This is a genomic window from Kineosporia sp. NBRC 101731 (assembly GCF_030269305.1).
Taxonomy (GTDB): domain Bacteria; phylum Actinomycetota; class Actinomycetes; order Actinomycetales; family Kineosporiaceae; genus Kineosporia.
Map to the genome: position 1 here is coordinate 1,424,840 of NZ_BSTC01000001.1, position 17,301 is coordinate 1,442,140.

At 70.1% G+C, this 17,301-nt stretch carries 18 protein-coding genes; 9 read left to right on the plus strand and 9 right to left on the minus strand.

The features are described 5' to 3' along the window. Nucleotides 1–79: 79 nt before the first annotated feature. The 3 genes from QSK05_RS06325 to QSK05_RS06335 form a co-directional block, all read right to left on the minus strand. Complete coding sequence (locus tag QSK05_RS06325; protein WP_285594830.1) at nt 80–2,632, minus strand: polynucleotide kinase-phosphatase; 2,553 nt, start codon at nt 2,630–2,632, stop codon at nt 80–82. Further along, nucleotides 2,629–4,074 (minus strand): 3' terminal RNA ribose 2'-O-methyltransferase Hen1, encoded by a 1,446-nt coding sequence (locus tag QSK05_RS06330; RefSeq protein ID WP_285594832.1) that lies wholly within the window; start codon nt 4,072–4,074, stop codon nt 2,629–2,631. Before QSK05_RS06330 ends, QSK05_RS06325 begins: the two co-directional genes overlap by 4 nt. A gap of 71 nt (nt 4,075–4,145) precedes the next feature. Then, on the minus strand, nt 4,146–5,279 hold the full coding sequence (locus QSK05_RS06335; protein WP_285594835.1) for a methyl-accepting chemotaxis protein: 1,134 nt from the start codon (nt 5,277–5,279) through the stop codon (nt 4,146–4,148). 295 nt (nt 5,280–5,574) lie between these two features. Between QSK05_RS06335 and QSK05_RS06340 the strand changes: the two genes are divergently transcribed. Both QSK05_RS06340 and QSK05_RS06345 read left to right on the plus strand, forming a co-directional pair. Next, nucleotides 5,575–5,886: a hypothetical protein gene (locus QSK05_RS06340; protein WP_285594837.1), complete on the plus strand. Its 312-nt coding sequence runs from the start codon at nt 5,575–5,577 to the stop codon at nt 5,884–5,886. 293 nt (nt 5,887–6,179) lie between these two features. Then, nucleotides 6,180–6,917, plus strand: coding sequence for a TetR family transcriptional regulator (locus QSK05_RS06345; protein WP_285594839.1), 738 nt, complete (start codon nt 6,180–6,182; stop codon nt 6,915–6,917). 7 nt (nt 6,918–6,924) lie between these two features. Here the strand turns inward: QSK05_RS06345 and QSK05_RS06350 are convergent, their stop codons facing one another. After that, complete coding sequence (locus tag QSK05_RS06350) at nt 6,925–7,386, minus strand: RrF2 family transcriptional regulator (RefSeq protein WP_285594841.1); 462 nt, start codon at nt 7,384–7,386, stop codon at nt 6,925–6,927. Nucleotides 7,387–7,395: 9 nt separating this feature from the next. Here QSK05_RS06350 and QSK05_RS06355 point away from each other — a divergent pair, with 9 nt between their 5' ends. Continuing rightward, nucleotides 7,396–7,584: a hypothetical protein gene (locus QSK05_RS06355; protein ID WP_285594843.1), complete on the plus strand. Its 189-nt coding sequence runs from the start codon at nt 7,396–7,398 to the stop codon at nt 7,582–7,584. 730 nt (nt 7,585–8,314) lie between these two features. Here QSK05_RS06355 and hisN read toward each other — a convergent pair. After that, complete coding sequence (gene hisN / locus QSK05_RS06360; protein ID WP_285594846.1) at nt 8,315–9,109, minus strand: histidinol-phosphatase; 795 nt, start codon at nt 9,107–9,109, stop codon at nt 8,315–8,317. Between the two features lie 164 nt (nt 9,110–9,273). Between hisN and QSK05_RS06365 the strand changes: the two genes are divergently transcribed. Next, the gene (locus QSK05_RS06365; RefSeq protein ID WP_285594848.1) at nt 9,274–9,765 is read left to right on the plus strand and encodes a DUF2231 domain-containing protein; all 492 of its coding nucleotides are present in this window, start codon (nt 9,274–9,276) and stop codon (nt 9,763–9,765) included. Here the strand turns inward: QSK05_RS06365 and rsgA are convergent. The 3 genes from rsgA to QSK05_RS06380 all read right to left on the minus strand — a co-directional run bounded on the left by rsgA (nt 9,759) and on the right by QSK05_RS06380 (nt 12,919). Next, the gene (gene rsgA / locus QSK05_RS06370; RefSeq protein ID WP_285594850.1) at nt 9,759–10,793 is read right to left on the minus strand and encodes a ribosome small subunit-dependent GTPase A; all 1,035 of its coding nucleotides are present in this window, start codon (nt 10,791–10,793) and stop codon (nt 9,759–9,761) included. The genes QSK05_RS06365 and rsgA overlap by 7 nt on opposite strands. After that, nucleotides 10,790–12,121 carry a 3-phosphoshikimate 1-carboxyvinyltransferase gene (gene aroA / locus QSK05_RS06375; RefSeq protein WP_502879719.1) on the minus strand — a complete coding sequence of 444 codons (1,332 nt, stop codon included), beginning with the start codon at nt 12,119–12,121 and terminating at the stop codon, nt 10,790–10,792. Before aroA ends, rsgA begins: the two co-directional genes overlap by 4 nt. A 135-nt stretch (nt 12,122–12,256) precedes the next feature. Continuing rightward, entirely contained in the window at nt 12,257–12,919 is a 663-nt protein-coding gene (locus QSK05_RS06380; protein WP_285594855.1) for a DoxX family protein, read from the minus strand. Nucleotides 12,920–13,024: 105 nt separating this feature from the next. Between QSK05_RS06380 and QSK05_RS06385 the strand changes: the two genes are divergently transcribed. From QSK05_RS06385 to rsrA, 4 genes are all read left to right on the plus strand, one after another. Next, on the plus strand, nt 13,025–13,924 hold the full coding sequence (locus QSK05_RS06385) for an SOS response-associated peptidase (protein WP_285594856.1): 900 nt from the start codon (nt 13,025–13,027) through the stop codon (nt 13,922–13,924). Beyond that, nucleotides 13,924–14,637 (plus strand): alpha/beta hydrolase family protein, encoded by a 714-nt coding sequence (locus QSK05_RS06390; RefSeq protein WP_285594859.1) that lies wholly within the window; start codon nt 13,924–13,926, stop codon nt 14,635–14,637. The genes QSK05_RS06385 and QSK05_RS06390 overlap by 1 nt, the downstream gene beginning before the upstream one ends. A 188-nt stretch (nt 14,638–14,825) precedes the next feature. Beyond that, entirely contained in the window at nt 14,826–15,563 is a 738-nt protein-coding gene (locus QSK05_RS06395) for a sigma-70 family RNA polymerase sigma factor (RefSeq protein ID WP_502879720.1), read from the plus strand. Beyond that, entirely contained in the window at nt 15,560–15,817 is a 258-nt protein-coding gene (gene rsrA / locus QSK05_RS06400; protein WP_231480771.1) for a mycothiol system anti-sigma-R factor, read from the plus strand. Before QSK05_RS06395 ends, rsrA begins: the two co-directional genes overlap by 4 nt. 101 nt (nt 15,818–15,918) lie before the next feature. Here rsrA and QSK05_RS36605 read toward each other — a convergent pair whose 3' ends face one another. Then, complete coding sequence (locus QSK05_RS36605; RefSeq protein WP_370449906.1) at nt 15,919–15,993, minus strand: 50S ribosomal protein bL37; 75 nt, start codon at nt 15,991–15,993, stop codon at nt 15,919–15,921. A gap of 140 nt (nt 15,994–16,133) precedes the next feature. Between QSK05_RS36605 and QSK05_RS06405 the strand changes: the two genes are divergently transcribed. After that, nucleotides 16,134–17,222 (plus strand): type IV pilus twitching motility protein PilT, encoded by a 1,089-nt coding sequence (locus QSK05_RS06405; RefSeq protein WP_285594866.1) that lies wholly within the window; start codon nt 16,134–16,136, stop codon nt 17,220–17,222. Nucleotides 17,223–17,301 lie beyond the last annotated feature (79 nt).

Sequence of the window (17,301 nt, forward strand, 5' to 3'; positions counted from 1 at the left end):
GTGATCATGCAATGTGTCCCCGGAGTTCCAGAACGCTGGAGACACTTTGCATGATCACGAACAAGGGGTTGGGGAGGGTTTACAGGCGCGGGTCGACCGGCTCGGACTCCAGGGCCAGCACTGCGAAGACCGCCTCGTGCACGCGCCACAGCGGGTCGCCCGCGGCCACCCGTTCCAGGGATTCCAGGCCCAGCGCGTACTCCCGCAGGGCTGCTGACCGTTTACGGCCCACTGCACGGGACTTCAGCCGGCTCAGGTTCTCGTCCAGCAGGTAGTCGGGGCCGTAGATGATGCGCAGGTACTCCTTCCCGCGCACCTTCAGACCGGGCTGCACCAGGCCGCGTTTGGTCCGGGTCAGGTTGGCCAGGGGTTTGACCACCATGCCCTCACCGCCCTTCCCGGTCAGTTCCTCCCACCAGGTCACGGCCTCGGCCACGGCGTTCTCGTCCGAGGGGTCGAGCACCGTGCGGGCGGTGGTCAGGAACAGCGGGTCGGCGGCCACCAACCGGTCGGCCAGGGCCAGGTGCCAGAGGTGGTCGCGGTCGTGGAAGGTTTTTCCCTCGGCGGCGAGCACCTGGAACGGCGCGATCCGCACGCCCTCCAGGCCGTCGGTCGGCCAGACGTACCGCCGGTACGCCTGACGGAACGCCGTGGCCGCCTCCCGCCGCGCGGTGGTGTGGTTGCGCAGTTCCAGGAGCGACGGAACCCGTTGGGCCGCAGCGGTCAGTGCCTTCACGGCCAGGGGCAGCGAGGCTCCGGCAGCGGCGCCGACCGCGGCGTACTGCTGGCGGATCAGGTCGCCCGCCTTCAGCGACCAGGGCAGGATCTCGGTGTCGAGCAGCAGCCACCCGGTCTCCAGCTCGTTCCAGATCCCGGTGCTCTCCAGGGCCGAACGCACCCTTGCCAGCAGGGTTTCGGTGTCGGGATCGGAGAAGAACGGACGCCCGGTGCGGGTGTGGATCACACCGGTGCGGTCGTCGGGGAACCCGAAGCGGGCGGCGGCCACGCCGGCGTCGCGGCAGAGGAGCACCACGGCCCGCGAGCCCATGTGTTTCTCCTCGCAGATCACCTCCGGCACGCCCTCCTTGGCGTAGGCGGCGAAGGCCTCGGCGGGATGCTCCAGCAGCCCGGGCCGGTTGCTCGTCGGCGTCGGGGCCATGGTCGGCGGCAGGTGCAGCAGCCGGCGCGGGTCGATCGCGTAGCGGCTCATCACCTCCAGGGCGCCGGCCGCGTTCTCGGCCGTGACCGTCACCCGGCCGTGGTGCCGGGTCTCTACCGACCGCTTGCCGGAAACGTCGGCGAGGGTCAGAAGATCGGGGTCCCGGGTGGCGGCCGGGGCCGCCGGGGCGGCCAGGGGTCGCGCCGGTTCGTACCAGACCTGCTCGGCCGGCACGCTGACGATCTCCTTCTCCGGATAACGCAGCGCGGTCAGGCTTCCCCCGAACGCGCACCCGGTGTCCAGGCAGAGCGTGTTGTTGACCCACTCCGGTACGACGGTCGGTGTGTGCCCGTAGAGCACCATGGCCCGGCCGCGGTAGTCGTTCGCCCACGGGTACCGCACCGGCAGGCCGTAGCTGTCGGTCTCGCCGGTGGTGTCGCCGTACATCGCGAAACTCCGCACCCGGCCCGAGGCCCGGCCGTGATAGGCCTCTTTCAGCCCGGCGTGGGCCACCACCAGCCGGCCGCCGTCGAGCACGTAGTGCGCGACCAGGTGGTCGCAGAAGCTCGCGACCTTCGCCCGGAACTCCGGCGTCTGCGTCTCGAGCTGGGCCATGGTGCGCTCCAGCCCGTGCGTGAGTTTCACGTTGCGCCCGCTGAGCGCCCGCACCAGCTTGTGCTCGTGGTTACCGCTGACGCAGAGCGCGTGACCCGACTCGATCATGCCCATCACCAGGCGCAGCACGCCGGGGGAGTCGGGGCCGCGGTCGACCAGGTCACCGACGAACACGGCGGTGCGCCCGGCCGGCGGCACGGCGTCGACCGGATTGCCGTCCGGGTCGAGCACGACGCCGTAACCGAGCTTGCCCAGCAGGCTCTCCAGCTCGGAGCGGCAGCCGTGCACGTCGCCGATCACGTCGAACGGGCCGGTGCGGGTGCGCAGGTCGTTCAGCAGCGGCTCGCGCACGATCACCGCGGCGGCGGCCTTCTCCGGGGTGTCGAGCACGTGCACGCGCCGGAAACCCTCGCGGCGCAGGCCCTTGATCGAGCGCTGGAGCTGGTCGGCCTGGCGGTGGATCACCCGGTCGCCGAAGCTGCGGTCGGAACGCGCGGCGTTGCGCTCCAGGCAGACCTCCTGCGGCATGTCGAGCACGATCGCCACAGGCAGCACGTCGTGGTCGCGGGCCAGTTTCAGCAGGCTCGCCCGCGACTCCTTCTGCACGTTGGTCGCGTCGACCACGGTCAGCCGACCGGCGGCCAGGCGCTTGCCCGCGATGTGGTGCAGCACGTCGAACGCGTCGGCGGTGGCATCCTGGGAGTTCTCGTCGTTCGAGACCAGACCCCGGCAGAAGTCGCTGGAGAGCACCTCGTAGCGGCCGAACTTCGCGGCGGCGAAGGTGGACTTGCCCGAGCCGGAGACCCCGACGAGCACCACCAGGCAGGTGTCGGGGATGGTCAGGTGGTGGTCGGTCATCGGGACACCTCTGCGGCAGACGACAGGTCGAGGGTGAGAACGGCCATCTGCGTGGGTGGCCCGGCCTCGGTGGACTCCACCCCGACACCCTTGAAGCGCACCGTGTATCCGTACTGCTCGGCCACCGCGCCGGCCCAGGCCTGGAACGTCGCCCGGTCCCACTCGAAACGGTGGTCGGTGTGCCGGGTCTGGCCCTCAGACAGGCCGAAGTGCTGGTTGTGCTCGACGTTCGGGGTGGTCACCAGCACCACGCCGGGCCGGGCCGTGCCGAAGACGCTCGAGGCCAGGGCCGGTAGCCGGGACTCGTCGACGTGCTCGATCACCTCGGACAGCACCGCCGCGTCGAAGCCGGCCAGGCTCGGGTCGGCGTAGACCAGGGACGACTGGCGCAGCTCGATGCGCTCGGCGGCACGGTCGGGCAGATCGTCCAGCCGCAGCCGTCGAGAGGCGGTCCGCAGCGCTCGGTGTGACACGTCAACGCCGAGAATGCGCTGATAGCGGGGATTCTCCAGCAGGCGGCCGAGTAGCTTGCCCTCTCCGCAGCCGAGATCGGCCACGCTCTGCGCCCCGCAGGCCTCCAGCGTCTCGACCAGGGCGTCCAGACGGAGTGAGGCCAGGGAGACCCGGGCTTCCGGTGGGGCGTCGTCGTCTTCCAGGGGCTCTTCCAGGAGCTCGCCCTCGGGGGCCGGAGCGTCTTCCAGCCCGGCGAACCGCTCGGCGGCGTCGTCGATCAGCCACCGCTGGTGGCGCAGGTACCGCTGCGTGATCAGGGCCCGCTCGGGGTGGGCGGCCAGCCAGCCCTCCCCGGCGCGGACCAGCTTGTCGACCTCGTCGGCGGTGACCCAGTAGTGCTTGGCGTCGTCGAGCACCGGCAGCAGTACGTACAGCTGGCTCAGGGCCTCGGAGAGCAGCAGCTCACCGGTCAGCCGCAGGTCCACGTAGGGCGAGTCGCCCCAGCCGAGCTCCGGGTCCAGGGGCACCGGGGTCACCGTGCAGGTCCAGCCCAGTGGCTCGAACAGGTTACGGGCCAGATGGGCGTCTCCCCGGCAGGGCAGTGCCGGTACCTCGATCTCCAGGCGCAGCGGGGTGCCGGGCAGCTCCGGGCGCACGTCGCAGCGGCCCGAGATGGCGGTCTTGAACACTTTGCCCAAGGCGACGGCGAGCAGCGACGACGCGGCGTAGGGCCGGTCGTTCACGTACTGCGCGAGGGAGAAACCCTCTACCGGTCTGGAGCCGCGCCCCCGCACCAGCGCGATCGGGTCGACCTCCAGCAGTAGTGCTGCGGTGCAGGTCGTCGCATCGGCCCGGGGGTAGAACACATGCGCCGTACCGACGGGCAGGCCGAACTTCTGCGCGCGGTCGGGGTGCTTGTGCAACAGGTAGCCCAGGTCGGTGGCCGGGGCCTCGTCCCGGTCGCTGGTCGAGGTGATGGTCAGGAACACAGGCGCCAGTCTGTCAAGGCGGGGGCCTCAGTCCCATGCATTTTCGCCTCTACCGGCCTGTTCGTCGGTGATCAGGAGCTCTTGATGAGCTCTCGCAGCACGGTGGTCTGCTTCTGGACCGAGATCACCGAGTGGTGCACCTCCATCGCCTGGCTGGATGTGAGCTGGGCCGTTTCGGCGATCACGGAGATGGTGCCGGCGATGCTGGCGGTGGTGGCGGACTGCTCCTCGATGGCCGCCGCGATGGTCTCCTGCGATTCGCGGATCCGGTCGACGAGCGTGTCGATACCCGCAGTCGCCTCCGCGCTGGCGTCGGCGGCCTGCTGGATGTCCTTGATCTTGTTCTCGATGTCGCTGATGCTCGCCGTGGTGGTCTCGGCCAGCTGTTTCACCTCGTCGGCGACCACCGCGAAGCCCTTGCCCGCCTCACCGGCCCGGGCGGCCTCGATGGTGGCGTTCAGCGCGAGCATCTTGGTCTGCCCCGCGACCGTCTCGATGATGCGCAGGATGCCGCCGATCTCGTTGCTCATGGCCTGCAACCGGCGCAGCTGCTGCAGGTTCTGGGCCGTCGCGTCGACCGTGCGCTGCACCTGCTGGGAGGCCTCGGACGAGGCCCGGGCGATCTCCTGCACCGCGGCGTTCATCTGCTCGGTGGCCTCGGCCGCGTTGGTGGCCTGCTGCGAGGTGTCACCGGCGGTCTCGGCCAGGCTGCGCGACACCGCGTCGAGCCGGGCGGTCACCACCTCGTTCTCGGCGAAGGTGGCGTCGGCCTGCGCGTTCCGGTCGGAGACGTTGTCCCAGACCACGATGTACCCGAGCCGCCCCCCGTCGATGTCGGTGATCACGTTGATCATCGTGCGCAGGGTGACACCACCGAACGAGAACACCGCGGTGCGGGGGAGTGCGGACGGGTCGTGAAGAATCCGCTCGATCCGGGCCGGGTCCTGGTGGAACCGGTGGATCGACCCGTCGAGCAGGTCCTGCAGGGTGACCCCGAACGACGTCTGGATCGCCGGGGCCAGACCGACCAGGGTGTCGTGCGCGAGCCGGTTGGCCCAGACCAGGTTCAGGTCCGGATCGGCGATGAAGCAGTTCGTGTGCAGGCTGCTCAACGCGGCCAGCAGGGGGTTGGAGGTGTCGTTCAGCGCTGCCAGCAGCGTCGCGCCCTGAGCAGTTCGGCGGGCACGTGCCGTCAGCAAGCCCATGACGAAATCCCCGTTCTCGACGTTCTCCGATGACGGAAGGATTGTCGGAGGCGGGGTAGGCGATCTTGAGGAGCTACCGGCGGGTCGTGGGAAAGGGCCGTTCGGCGACGGGAGGCCGCCCAGAGGTCCCGAAACGGGACGGAAACCCTTGCGCGCCGTATGCATCGGGTGCCTTAATGATGGCACTGAGTGCATCGGCGCCCTCACGAGCGCCGACCCTCCCCTGTTGGGCACCAACACGGCGGTACGGCCCCTCCTCTGTCGGGCCGCACCGGCAGACGAGAGGAGTCGGGCCATGACCAGCACCTTGTCCCCCACCCTCGGCGGTACCAAACACGCCGACCCGCAGCTCTACGTGACCGCGACGCACAAGGTGCGGTCGACCTCCGGCAAGCCGCCGTTCGCCTGGGTGCCCTACGGGGTGCAGCACGCCTGGTCGGCCGGCTCCCGCAAGACGCTCTGCGGTGAATGGACCTCGGGCTGGACGGTGTTCTGGGAGCGCTCGTTCTCCGCCACCCCGCACGACGCCTGCCCCGCCTGCGTCGAGGCCAGCCTCCCGGAGGCCTCCCGCCGCCGCCTCGACCCGGCCCTGCGCCGCACAGCCTGAAAACCTTTTTGTTCGTGATCATGCAAATCCCCCAGCCTTCGGCCGGGAGGTGCCCCCACTCCCCGGCGTTCTAGAACTCTTGACTCGACAGTTCTAGAACGCCGGGGAGGATTTGCATGATCACGAAGGGTTTGGGGGGGTGCCCACCTGCGTCTCTGATGGTGGACGCCGGCCCGCACCTACCGGCGCTGGTGCGCCTTGGGTGCCCACCCGCGTCCTCCAGCAGGTGGTGGGTGAGCCTGCCCACGGTCTGCGCCACCACCTGTTCTTGTTCGGCGGGTATGGTCACGGGCATGTCACGGGTTCCGCTCGTCCCCGGAGAGCAGACCGCCCCGGGCAGTCATCCGGACACCGGGCGGCGGATCGCGGCGGCGGCGTTCGAGCTGTTCGAGGCTCGCGGGTACGACGGCACCACCGTCGACGCCATCGCGGAGCGCGCGGGTATCGCCCGGCGCACGTTCTTCCGGTACTTCCGCTCGAAGGACGACGTGATCTTCCCCGATCACGACTCCCTGCTCGCCATGGTCAATCAGCATCTGATCGCGCAGACCGCGCTCGACCCGATCGAGGCGATCTGCGGTGCGGTGAAACTGGTGCTGCTCAGTTACCTCGACGACCCGCAGGTCTCGGTGCAGCGCTACCGGCTCTCACGCAGTGTCCCCGCCCTGCGCGACCGTGAGCTGGCCAGTGTGCAACGGTACGAGCGCACCTTCAGCCGGTATCTGCGCGGTCGGCTCTCGGGCCGCCTGCCGGAGGCCCAGACGGTGCTGCGCGCCGACGTGATCGCGGCCGCGGTCGTTGCCGCCCACAATGCGGTGTTGCGAGAGTGGTTGCGCGCCGGGGGGAACTATGACCCGGTGACCGATCTGGACTCCTCGTGCGGCTGGGTGACGGCCACCTTCGGCGCCCGTACCGAGTCATCACCGGCCCCGGCGGGAGATCGGGACGACGTGGTGGTGGCCGTGTTCCGGGCCGGGCAGCCGATGGACGACGTGGTCGCCGAGATCTCCCGGACCCTGCGGCAGTCCTAGGGCACGCCTAGATGCGCGCGCGCCAGACGTCGTCGTCCGCGAGCAGGGCGGTGACCTCGGCGGGCAGCGTGCCGTTGCTGACGTCGGCGAGGGTTGCGCCCTCCAGCACGACGCGCATCTTGGCACGCAGTGCCACCCAGATGTCGCGCAGCGCCGTGGCGGCTCCCGAGTAGACCACGTCTTCCGGTCGCTCACCGGCGATGTTGGCCAGCGGGCCGTCGATCACCCGGATCACGTCGGCGATCTTGATCTCGGTCGAGGGCAGGGCCAGGCGGTATCCGCCCTCGGCCCCGCGCCGGCTCTGCACCAGACCGGCCGTACGCAGCTCGGCGAGGATGTTCAGCAGGAACGGCAGCGGGATGCTCTGCCGTTCGGCCACGGTCTCGGTCTTGATCCACACACCCTCCGGGGCGGCGGCCAGTTCGAGGGCCGCCCGGACTGCGTAGTCGGTCTTCGCGGAGATGCGCACCAGGCCATTGTGCCGGTAGCGGGGCGCTGGGCCGACCTGGCAGACCTGGCCGACCTGGTCAGCCTGCCGGTCACCGGGGCGCCTGGCTCTGCGAACCTGGTGAACATGAGTGCCCACTTCTTCGTCCGCGATCAGGCGATCCCCCAGCCCCTGGAGGGCCGGGAGGTGCTCCCACTTCCCCGGGGAATGTCTGCATGATCACGGACGAAGAAACAGGAAGGGTGCGGCGGCGGCGCGTCGATCCCGAACTTGTCCTCGTCGGGGCAGTGCTTCTCTGGATCGGCATGTTTCTGCTGGTCGACGCCGTGCCGGTCGCATCCCTGCCGGTCAGTGAGCTGACCCGCCAGCTGGTGCTGGGCGTGAGCACCTGGGCGATGCTCGGGTACCTGCTGAGCCGCGAGAGCGTGCTGGTGCGCTGGCAGACCCTGCTGGTGGTGCTCTTCGCCTCGATCGTCGAGTACACGTTCTCGCCGCTGCTCGAGGCCTACGTGTACCGGATCGGCACCGTGCCGCTGTTCGTCCCGCCCGGCCACGGCCTGGTCTACCTCGCCGCGCTCGCCCTCGGGCGCAGCCGCCTGATCAGGGCGCACCCGCGGTTCTTCGTCGGTGCGACCGGGCTCGTGGGCGGTGCCTGGGCGGTGCACGGTCTCTTCCTGGCGGAGCGTCAGGACATGCTCGGGGCCTTCTGGTACCTCTGCCTGCTCGGGTTCCTGATCTGGGGCCGGGCCCGGCTGCTCTACGTCGGGGCCTTCGTCGTGGTGACCTATCTGGAGTTGCTCGGCACCCGTCTGGACACCTGGGCCTGGGCGCCGTTCGATCCGGTGCTGGGCGTGATCAGCCAGGGCAACCCGCCCTCGGGCGCAGCCGGTGGGTACGGCTGGTTCGACCTGTGGGCCACGCTGCTGGCACCCAGACTTCAGGCCAGACTTCAGGCCGGGCTTGCGGCGTTGGTGAGCAGGCCCAGGGTGTCGGCGTGGAGGAGGCTGTTCGTGGCCACCGCGCTGCCGCCGAACGGGCCGTCCTTGCCCTCCACCGAGGTGAACGCGCCGCCGGCCTCGACCACGATGGGCACCAGCGCGGCCATGTCGTACAGCTCCAGCGACGGTTCGCAGGCGATGTCCACGGCGCCCTCGGCCAGCAGCATGTACGACCAGAAGTCGCCGTAGGCCCGGGTGCGCCACACCGTGCGCATCAGCTCGGCGAAGTTCTCGCCCAGCCCTCGCTCGTCCCAGCCGCCCAGCGAGGAGTAGGAGAGCGAGGCGTCATCCAGTTCGGCGACCCCCGACACCTGGATGCGCCGGGCCTTGGTCAGGCTCCGCCCGGTCCAGGCGCCCGTGCCCTGGCTCGCCCACCAGCGCCGCTGCAGGGCGGGGGCCGAGACCAGGCCGACCACCGGCGTCCCGTTGTCGACCAGTGCGATCAGGGTGGCCCACACGGGTACACCCCGCACGAAGTTCTTGGTGCCGTCGATCGGGTCGACGATCCACTGCCGGGGGCTGTTCCCGGTCACGCCGAACTCCTCGCCGAGCACCGAGTCGCGCGGACGCGTGCGCTTCAGTTGGGTGCGGATCATCTCCTCGGCCGAGCGGTCGGCGTCGCTCACCGGAGTGAGGTCGGGCTTCGTCTCCACCCGGAGGTCTGCCGCCTGGAACCGGGCCAGCGTCACCGAGTCCACCTGGTCCGCGAGCACGTGTGCAAGGCGGAGATCGTCTTCATAGCCCACAGCCGCCGACGGTACAGCCCTTTGATCACGCGGAGGTCACGGTGGTGAACGGTGCGATCGCTGGGAAAAGGCTTGGGAATTCCTGTGTCCGGGCCGAAGAAAAGGCAGGTACTAGAACCTTTGATACATCGCCGAGAATTGATTGAGGGTTTAAGCTTCCCGCCATGTTCGATCTCATCAACGGTTTGCCGGTCCACGCGCTTGTCGTCCACGCCGTCGTCGTGCTGCTACCGCTGATGTCGGTGGTCACGGTCGCGTTCGTGATCCGTCCCCGCTGGCGCCGCGAGCTGCCGTGGGCCGTGCTGGGAAATCTTCTCGCCGCCGCCGCAACCTACGCGGCCCTGGAATCCGGTGAGAAACTCCAGGCTCGCCTCAGTAATCCGGGATTCGAGCCGGTGGCCAAGGACCACGGCGACATTGCGCAGTACCTGATTTACTTCGCGATCGCGCAGTTCGTGGTCTCACTCGTCGTCTGGCTGCTACTGCGCACCCGGGACGAGGCGCCCCGCACCTCCGCCCCGAAGCTGGTCACCTCGATCGTGCTGACCCTGGCGGTCGGCGTCGCGTCCATCGCCTGGACCTACCGGGTGGGCGACAGCGGGGCCAAGGCGGTCTGGAAAGACTCGATCGCCTCGACGAATCAGACGAATCAGTAGTCGGGCGTTCCCACCCGCGCCCGCAGGAGCCGCCTGAACGACTCCAGCCGGGCCGGGCCGGACGCCCCGGCCTTTCCCTCGGCCACCCACGCGTCGAGCCCGCACTCCGGTTCGTCATGGGTGCAGCCACGGGGGCACTCGTCGGTGCCGGCCTCCAGTTCGGGGAAGGCCCCGACCAGGCGGTCGGGGTCGACATGGCCCAGGCCGAAGGAACGCACGCCGGGGGTGTCCACCACCCAGCCCCCGCCGGGCAGCCGCAGCGCGACGGCCGAGGTGGAGGTGTGCCGGCCCCGGCCGGTCACGTCGTTGACCCGGCCGATCGCCCGGTCAGACCCGGTCAGGGCGTTGACCAGGGTGGACTTGCCCACCCCGGAGTGGCCGACGAGCACGGTGACGCGCCCGGCCAGGCGTTCACGCACGGCGTCGAGTCCCTGGATGCCCTCGTCCGAGCGCTCGGAGACCAGCCAGGGCACGTCGAGTGCCGCGTACTGGGCGGTGAACTCCGCCGGGTCGGCCAGGTCGGCCTTGGTCAGCACCAGCAGCGGGTCGAGCGAGGCGTCGTAGGCCGCGACCAGGCAGCGGTCGACCATGCGCGGGCGCGGCACCGGGTCGGCCAGCGCGGTGACGATGGCCAGCTGGTCGGCGTTCGCCACGATCACCCGCTCCACCACATCGGTGTCGTCGGCGCTGCGCCGCAGCAGTGAGGTGCGGGGCTCGACCCGGACGATGCGGGCGAGTGAGCCGGCCGACCCGGTCACGTCGCCGACCAGGCCCACCCGGTCGCCGACCACCACCGCGGTGCGACCCAGCTCGCGGGCCTTCATCGCGGTGATCACCAGGTCGTCGCCCGCGTCACTGCCGAAACCGCCCAGCAGACAGCCGAACCGGCCCCGGTCGACGGTGACGACCTGGGCCGTCACCGCGTCGGCGTGCAGCGGGCGTTCCTTGGTGCGGGGACGGTTTCCCTTGGGGTTGGGCCGGAACCGGATCTGGGACTCGTCGTCCTGGCCCTGCCGCCGGGGACTCACGGGTGTCCGGCGCCGTCCGGACCGGTCAGCATCCGTTCCCAGAGCTGCGTGAATTCCGGCAGGGTCTTGGCGGTGGTGCCGATGTCCTCCACGCTGATGCCCGGCACCTTCAGGCCGATCACCGCACCCGCCGTGGCCATCCGGTGGTCGGCGTAGCTGTGGAACACCCCGCCGCGCAGCGGGGCCGGCTTGATGATCAGCCCGTCCTCGGTCTCGGTGACGTTGCCGCCGAGCCGGTTCAGCTCGGTGGCCAGGGCCTTGAGCCGGTCGGTCTCGTGGCCGCGCAGGTGTGCGATGCCACGTAGGTGCGACGGGGTACCGGCGAGGGCCGCGATCGCCGCGATCGTGGGGGTGAGCTCACCGGCCGCGCTCAGGTCGGCGTCGAGGCCGTAGACCTCGCCGGTGCCGCGCACGGTCAGCCCGTCGCGGTCGAGGGTGACGTCGGCGCCCATCTCGTCGAACAGGTCGCGCAGGTGGTCGCCCGCCTGGGTGGTGTACTGCGGCCAGCCCGGGATCGTCACCTGGCCGCCCGCGACCATGGCCGCGGCCAGGAACGGCGCGGCGTTGGAGAGGTCGGGCTCGACCATCACGTCGAGGCCGCCGACCCGGCCGGGCTCGACCCGCCACACGTCGGGCTCGGAGTCGTCGATCACCACGCCGACGTCGCGCAGGGCCTCGACGGTCATCGTGACGTGCGGCTCGCTGGGCACCTGACCACCGACGTGGCGCAGGGTCAGGCCGTCCTCGAACCGGGCGCCGGCCAGCAGCAGCGCGGAGACGAACTGGGACGACGCCGAGGAATCGATCTCCAGCGTGCCGCCCCGCACCGAGCCGGTGCCCTTCACGGTGAACGGCAGACGCCCGCCGCCGTTGTCGTCCACGTCGATCCCGAGGCCGCGCAGGGCCTGGATGATCGGGCCCATCGGCCGGACCCGGGCGTGCGGGTCGCCGTCGAAGAAGATGTCGCCGTCGGCCAGGGCCGCGATCGGGGGCACGAAACGCATCACCGTGCCGGCCAGGCCGACGTTGATCGAGGCCGGGCCGCGCAGACGCCCCGGGGTGATCAGCCAGTCGGCGCCGAACGCCCCGGTGGCGCCCGCGTCCTGCAGGTCCGTGCCCAGGCTGCGCACGGCCTCGGCCATGAGCAACGTGTCGCGGGACCGCAGGGGAGCGCGCAGCCGGGACGGCTCGTCGGCGATCGCGGCCAGCACCAGATACCGGTTGGTGAGCGACTTGGAGCCGGGCAGGAACACCGTCGCGGAGACCGGGCCTTCCACGGTCGGGGCCGGCCAGTTCTCTGTCGCCTCGTCGCTCACCGGGTTACTCATCGTTTCGCTCGCGCCACTTCCGTCATCGCCTTCACCATGCACACAGGTATCGAGCGACGAGACTATCCGCCGTGGGCGGGCGGAGGCAGCCCCCATGTCCCCGGGCCCGTGCAGCCCGGGGAATCCGCGGTGGTGCTATCCGTGCAGGCTGTTCCCGGCCTTGCGAGCGGCCTTCTGAGCCTTGGCGTACTGCTTGGCCGTCACCTTCTCGGCCTTCCGGCGGGCCCGGCGGCTGGTCCTGCCGGCGTCCTTCGCGGCCTGCTGGGCGGCCTTCTTGGCCTTCTTCGTGGCCTTGCGGCCGGAGTCGCGCACGTCGATCAGCGACTCGGACGCGTCCACGCGGGCCTCCCGGACCGCGACGGCGGCGGCCTTGCGGGCCTTGCGGCCGCGGTACGCCACGCTGGGCTTGCCCTGCGTGTCCACCGTCGCCAGCAGCGCGCCGCCGATCAGGCCGAGCGTCTTCACGAACGTGGCCTGCTTCTCGCGACGCAGCGTCGGGTCCTTCTCCTTCCAGAAGGGCTCGATGGGCTGCACCACCGGGGCAGTGGCCACGATCGCCAGCGCGGAGAGCCGCGGCAGGCGGCCGACGGCCAGCAGCGAACCCGCCACAGCGGTCACCGCACCGGCGGAACGCACGACCATCACCGGGTCGTTCGGCAGGCGCAGGGGCCCCGAGACCTGGTTCAGCACCGGCTTGGCGGCCTCGGCGTGGGAGGCGGGATGACGCGCGACCTCGACCCCGGACTGGATCAGGGGAGCGGCAAGCAGGGGGCGGGCAATACGGCGGACGATCGTCATGGTCCTTTGCTACTCCTGATCGCCCTCCGACGCGAACGGACAGGCCGGAAAAGCACCTAAATCAGCACCGGTTCACAGCCCGCCGCGACGTTTAGGCTGGATCACATGTGCGGACGGTACGCGTCGAGTCGCGGTCACGAGGAGCTCGTCGCCGAGTTCGAGGTCACGCAGGACCATCTCGACCATCTCGAGGAGGGCCGGGCGGTGGAGGCGAAGTACAACATCGCGCCCACCGACACCGTGCCCGTGGTGATCGAACGGCTGGAGAGAACGGCGGCCGACCAGACCGACGTCTTCGATGTGGATGCCCTGGTGACGGCTGCCCTGGCCGACGACGCGCAGCACGAGGCCCGCGCGGTGCGGCAGTTGCGCTCGCTGCGGTGGGGGCTGGTGCCGTCGTGGAGCAAGGACGCCTCCGGGGGCGCCCGCATGATCAACGCCCGGCTGGAGACACTGCTCGACAAGCCCGCCTTCAAGAAGGCCGCGCTGTCGCGGCGCTGCCTGGTGCCGGCCGACGGCTGGTACGAGTGGCAGGTCAGCCCGACCGAGAAGGACGCCAAGGGCAAGCCCCGCAAGCAGCCGTTCTTCATGCGCCCCGCCGACGGTTCGCCCGGCCTGGCCCTGGCCGGGATCTACGAGTTCTGGCGCGAGCGGGCCGCGGACCCGGACGACCCGGCCGCCTGGCTGGTCACCTTCGCCGTCATCACCACCGCCGCCGAGCCCGGTCTGGACACGATTCACGACCGGATGCCGCTGGTGCTGCCGAAAGACCGCTGGGCCGACTGGCTGGACCCGGAGGTGAAGGCCGCCGACGACGTCCGTGATCTGACGATCGGCCTTCCGGCGGGCCGGTTCTCGGCGCTGCCGATCACCACCCGGGTGAACTCCGTGCGCAACGACGGGCCGGCCCTGCTCGAGCCCGCCCCCGCCGACAGCCTGATCGGCGTGGTCGACCCGGCCACCGGGGAGTTGCTCGGCGGTCCCGTCGAGGATTCCCTGTTCTGATGACGAGCAGAGTGCTTGAGGACGAGGCGGAGCGTCCGGTGGGGGAGCTCGGGTCGGTCGTGGTCGAGATCCCGACGGAGCTGGGCCCGGCCCGCGCCCATCTCTGGACGCCGAAGGCGGTACCGGTGGGCCGGATCGTGCTCGGCCACGGAGCCGGGGGCGGAATCGGCGCGGCCGACCTGGTCGCGGTGCGCGATCGGGCCGTGGCCGCCGGCTGGCAGGCCGTGCTGGTCGAGCAGCCCTGGCGGGTGGCCGGCAAGAAGGTCGCCTCGCCGCCGCCCCGGCTCGACATCGGCTGGAACGCCGTGATGGAGGGCCTGCCCGCTCTGCCGTCCCTGACCGGGGTGCCCCTCGTGGTCGGAGGACGGAGCGCGGGGGCCCGGGTGGCCTGCCGCACCGCCGCCGCCCACGGCGCCCGGGCGGTGCTGTGCCTGGCCTTCCCCCTTCATCCGCCGGGCCGCCCGGAAAAATCGCGGGCGCACGAACTGGCCCGGCCGGCCGAGGCCGGTATCGATGTGCTGGTGGTGCAGGGGCATCGCGACGCGTTCGGCTCGGGGCCCGACATCGCGGCGCTGGAACTGCCCGGCGTCGAGGTCGCCGGGGTCGATGGTGATCACTCTCTGAAGAAGTACGGGCCCGTCGCGGACGCCGTCGCTGCCCGTCTACCCGAATGGGCCAGAGCGTTGCCAACCGCGGTCGACGGAGCGGAATGACCTCCCGGCTTCGTGCGTTGTGACCACTGCGCAAGTAATCATCGGCCCGCGTGCCCGGGCGTGTCGGAGAATCCAGGCAGGTGGGTTCGTGACCTTCGGTGACCGCTACGTACATCCCTCATGACAGCCACCGTGATCGTGATGGCGGGGTTGTTCATGGGCGTCCGCGAAGAGTGAGGAGTGCGCCGTTGCTACTCGTGACGACGGTGGAAGAACGGTCTTCCGGGACCAATCAGTCGTCCGGCCAGTCCACAGGGCGAACCTGGGCGGGAAAAGCCGCTCCGGTGCAGCTAGGCTCGTCGGTGATGGATGCCCAAGCGGGTCGCGCACCGGCGACTGAGAACCCCGAGGAGCGGTCTGCCCGCTTCGAGCGGGATGCCCTGCAGTACCTGGACCAGCTCTACTCGGCGGCCCTCCGGATGACGCGTAACCCCGCGGACGCCGAGGATCTCGTCCAGGAGACCTTCACCAAGGCGTTCGCGTCCTTCCACCAGTACCAGCCAGGTACGAACCTCAAGGCCTGGCTGTACCGGATCCTGACGAATGCGTACATCAACACGTACCGCAAGAAGCAGCGCGAACCCCAGCAGGCCCAGACCGACGAGATCGAGGACTGGCAGATCGCGCGGGCCGGGTCGCACACCTCGTCCGGGCTGCGTTCCGCCGAGGCCGAGGCACTCGACCGGCTGCCCGACTCGGACGTGAAAGAGGCCCTTCAGCGCATCCCCGAGGAGTTCCGCATCGCGGTCTACCTCGCCGATGTCGAGGGCTTCGCCTACCGGGAGATCGCCGAGATCATGGGCACCCCGATCGGCACGGTCATGTCGCGGCTGCACCGCGGCCGGCGGCAGCTGCGTGACCTGCTCGAGGAGTACGCTGCGGAACGCGGCTTCGTCGCCGCGCGGTCAGAGGATGGTGCGGCATGAGCAGCTGCAATGAACCCGACTGTTCCAAGGTGCTCGACCAGGTCTACGAATACCTGGACGGTGAGCTCGGCGAGGCGGATCTGGACCAGATCCGCCAGCACCTCGACGACTGCTCGCCCTGCCTGCAGCAGTACGACCTCGACGTAGCGCTCAAGGCCCTGGTGCGTCGTTGCTGCCGGGAGACGGCCCCCGCCGACCTGCGCGACCGCATCATGATCAAGATCACCGAGGCCCGGATCGAGCTGAACGGCTAGCACCCGGTCCACACGACAGCCCGTACGACAGGCTTACAGCAGAAGGCGTTGCTCCCGTGAGGGGGCAACGCCTTCTGTGTGTTTCGCTGATGCGCGTTGGCTCAGGCGTTGGGACGGCGACCGTGGTTGGCCGCGCTGCCCTTGCGCGAGCGGCGCTTGCGTCCGCGCTTGCTCATGGCACTTCTCCTTCACTCGACTACCCGCCATCATTTCATGCCCGGGCCGGTGCTCCGGCCAGGCCGGGATCAGGCCGTGATCGTGCCGGGATCAGGCCAGGATTCTCAAGAGTTGCTCAGGGCGGCCGATCGAAGTACCCGTGAACCGCCCTCCTGTCTCCGTGGTGCCCTTCCTGCGGGCCCTGTCCGAGTTGTACGGCTCGGACCTGCACTGCAAGGTCGGTTCGCCGCCACGCATCCGTATCGACGGCAAGCTGCGCCGCCTGGACGTGCCCGATCTCTCCCCGGCCGACACCGAGGCGATGGTGGCCGAGGTGCTGCGCGACGACCTGCGGGCGGCGTTCCAGAGCACCAACGAGGCCGACTTCGCCTACTCCCTCAGCGGCGTCGGCCGGTTCCGGGTGAATGCCTTCCGGCAGCGCGGGTCGGCCGGTCTGGTGTTCCGCCGCGTCAACGTCGGCGCGATCCCGCTCGAGAAACTCGGCGTGCCCGACGTGATCGGCCGCCTCGCCCTGGAGCCCAGGGGTCTGGTGCTGGTCACCGGCCCCACCGGTTCGGGCAAGACCACCACGCTCGCCGGCATGGTCGACAAGATCAACACCGAGAGGGAGGTCCACCTCGTCACCGTGGAGGACCCGATCGAGGTCCTGCACGAGGACAAGCTGGCGATGGTCAACCAGCGGGAGGTCCGGGTGGACACCGAGAACTTCTCGGTGGCGCTGCGCGCCGCGATGCGGCAGGACCCCGACGTCATCCTGATCGGTGAGATGCGTGATCAGGAGACGGTGCACTCGGCACTGTCCGCGGCCGAGACCGGTCACTTCGTGATGTCCACCCTGCACACGCAGGACGCGAAGGAGACCATCTCCCGCATCATCGACTTCTTCCCGCCTCATGAGCAGAAGCAGGTCCGGCTCTCACTGGCCGGGTCGCTGCGCGGGATCATCTGCCAGCGCCTGGTGCCGCGGGCCGACGGTTCGGGCCGGGCGCTCGCGATGGAAGTGTGCGTGAACACCGGGCGCATCGCCGACGCCATCTCCGACCCGGACAAGACCAGCACCATCACCGACCTGATCAAGGAGGGCGCCTTCTACGGGATGCAGTCGTTCGACATGCACCTGGTCGAGCTGATCCGCGACGGCGTGGTGAGCCTGCACGACGGGATGGAAGTGGCCAGTAACCCGCACGACCTCACCGTGGAACTTCGGCGGCTGGGCCTGGTGGCCTGAGGTCTGGCTGGGGCTGGACGGCCACGAGGGCCTCTGGCGGGCCACCAGGGCCTCTGATGGGCATCTGCCGGGCCTCGAC

Bases quoted from the DNA above. Each gene is read 5' to 3' on its own strand.
- QSK05_RS06325 (WP_285594830.1), bottom strand. From the start codon at position 2,632: ATGACCGACCACCACCTGACCATCCCCGACACCTGCCTGGTGGTGCTC.
- QSK05_RS06335 (WP_285594835.1), bottom strand. From the start codon at position 5,279: ATGGGCTTGCTGACGGCACGTGCCCGCCGAACTGCTCAGGGCGCGACG.
- QSK05_RS06340 (WP_285594837.1), top strand. From the start codon at position 5,575: ATGACCAGCACCTTGTCCCCCACCCTCGGCGGTACCAAACACGCCGAC.
- QSK05_RS06345 (WP_285594839.1), top strand. From the start codon at position 6,180: ATGTCACGGGTTCCGCTCGTCCCCGGAGAGCAGACCGCCCCGGGCAGT.
- QSK05_RS06365 (WP_285594848.1), top strand. From the start codon at position 9,274: ATGTTCGATCTCATCAACGGTTTGCCGGTCCACGCGCTTGTCGTCCAC.
- aroA (WP_502879719.1), bottom strand. From the start codon at position 12,121: ATGAGTAACCCGGTGAGCGACGAGGCGACAGAGAACTGGCCGGCCCCG.
- QSK05_RS06380 (WP_285594855.1), bottom strand. From the start codon at position 12,919: ATGACGATCGTCCGCCGTATTGCCCGCCCCCTGCTTGCCGCTCCCCTG.
- QSK05_RS06385 (WP_285594856.1), top strand. From the start codon at position 13,025: ATGTGCGGACGGTACGCGTCGAGTCGCGGTCACGAGGAGCTCGTCGCC.
- QSK05_RS06390 (WP_285594859.1), top strand. From the start codon at position 13,924: ATGACGAGCAGAGTGCTTGAGGACGAGGCGGAGCGTCCGGTGGGGGAG.
- rsrA (WP_231480771.1), top strand. From the start codon at position 15,560: ATGAGCAGCTGCAATGAACCCGACTGTTCCAAGGTGCTCGACCAGGTC.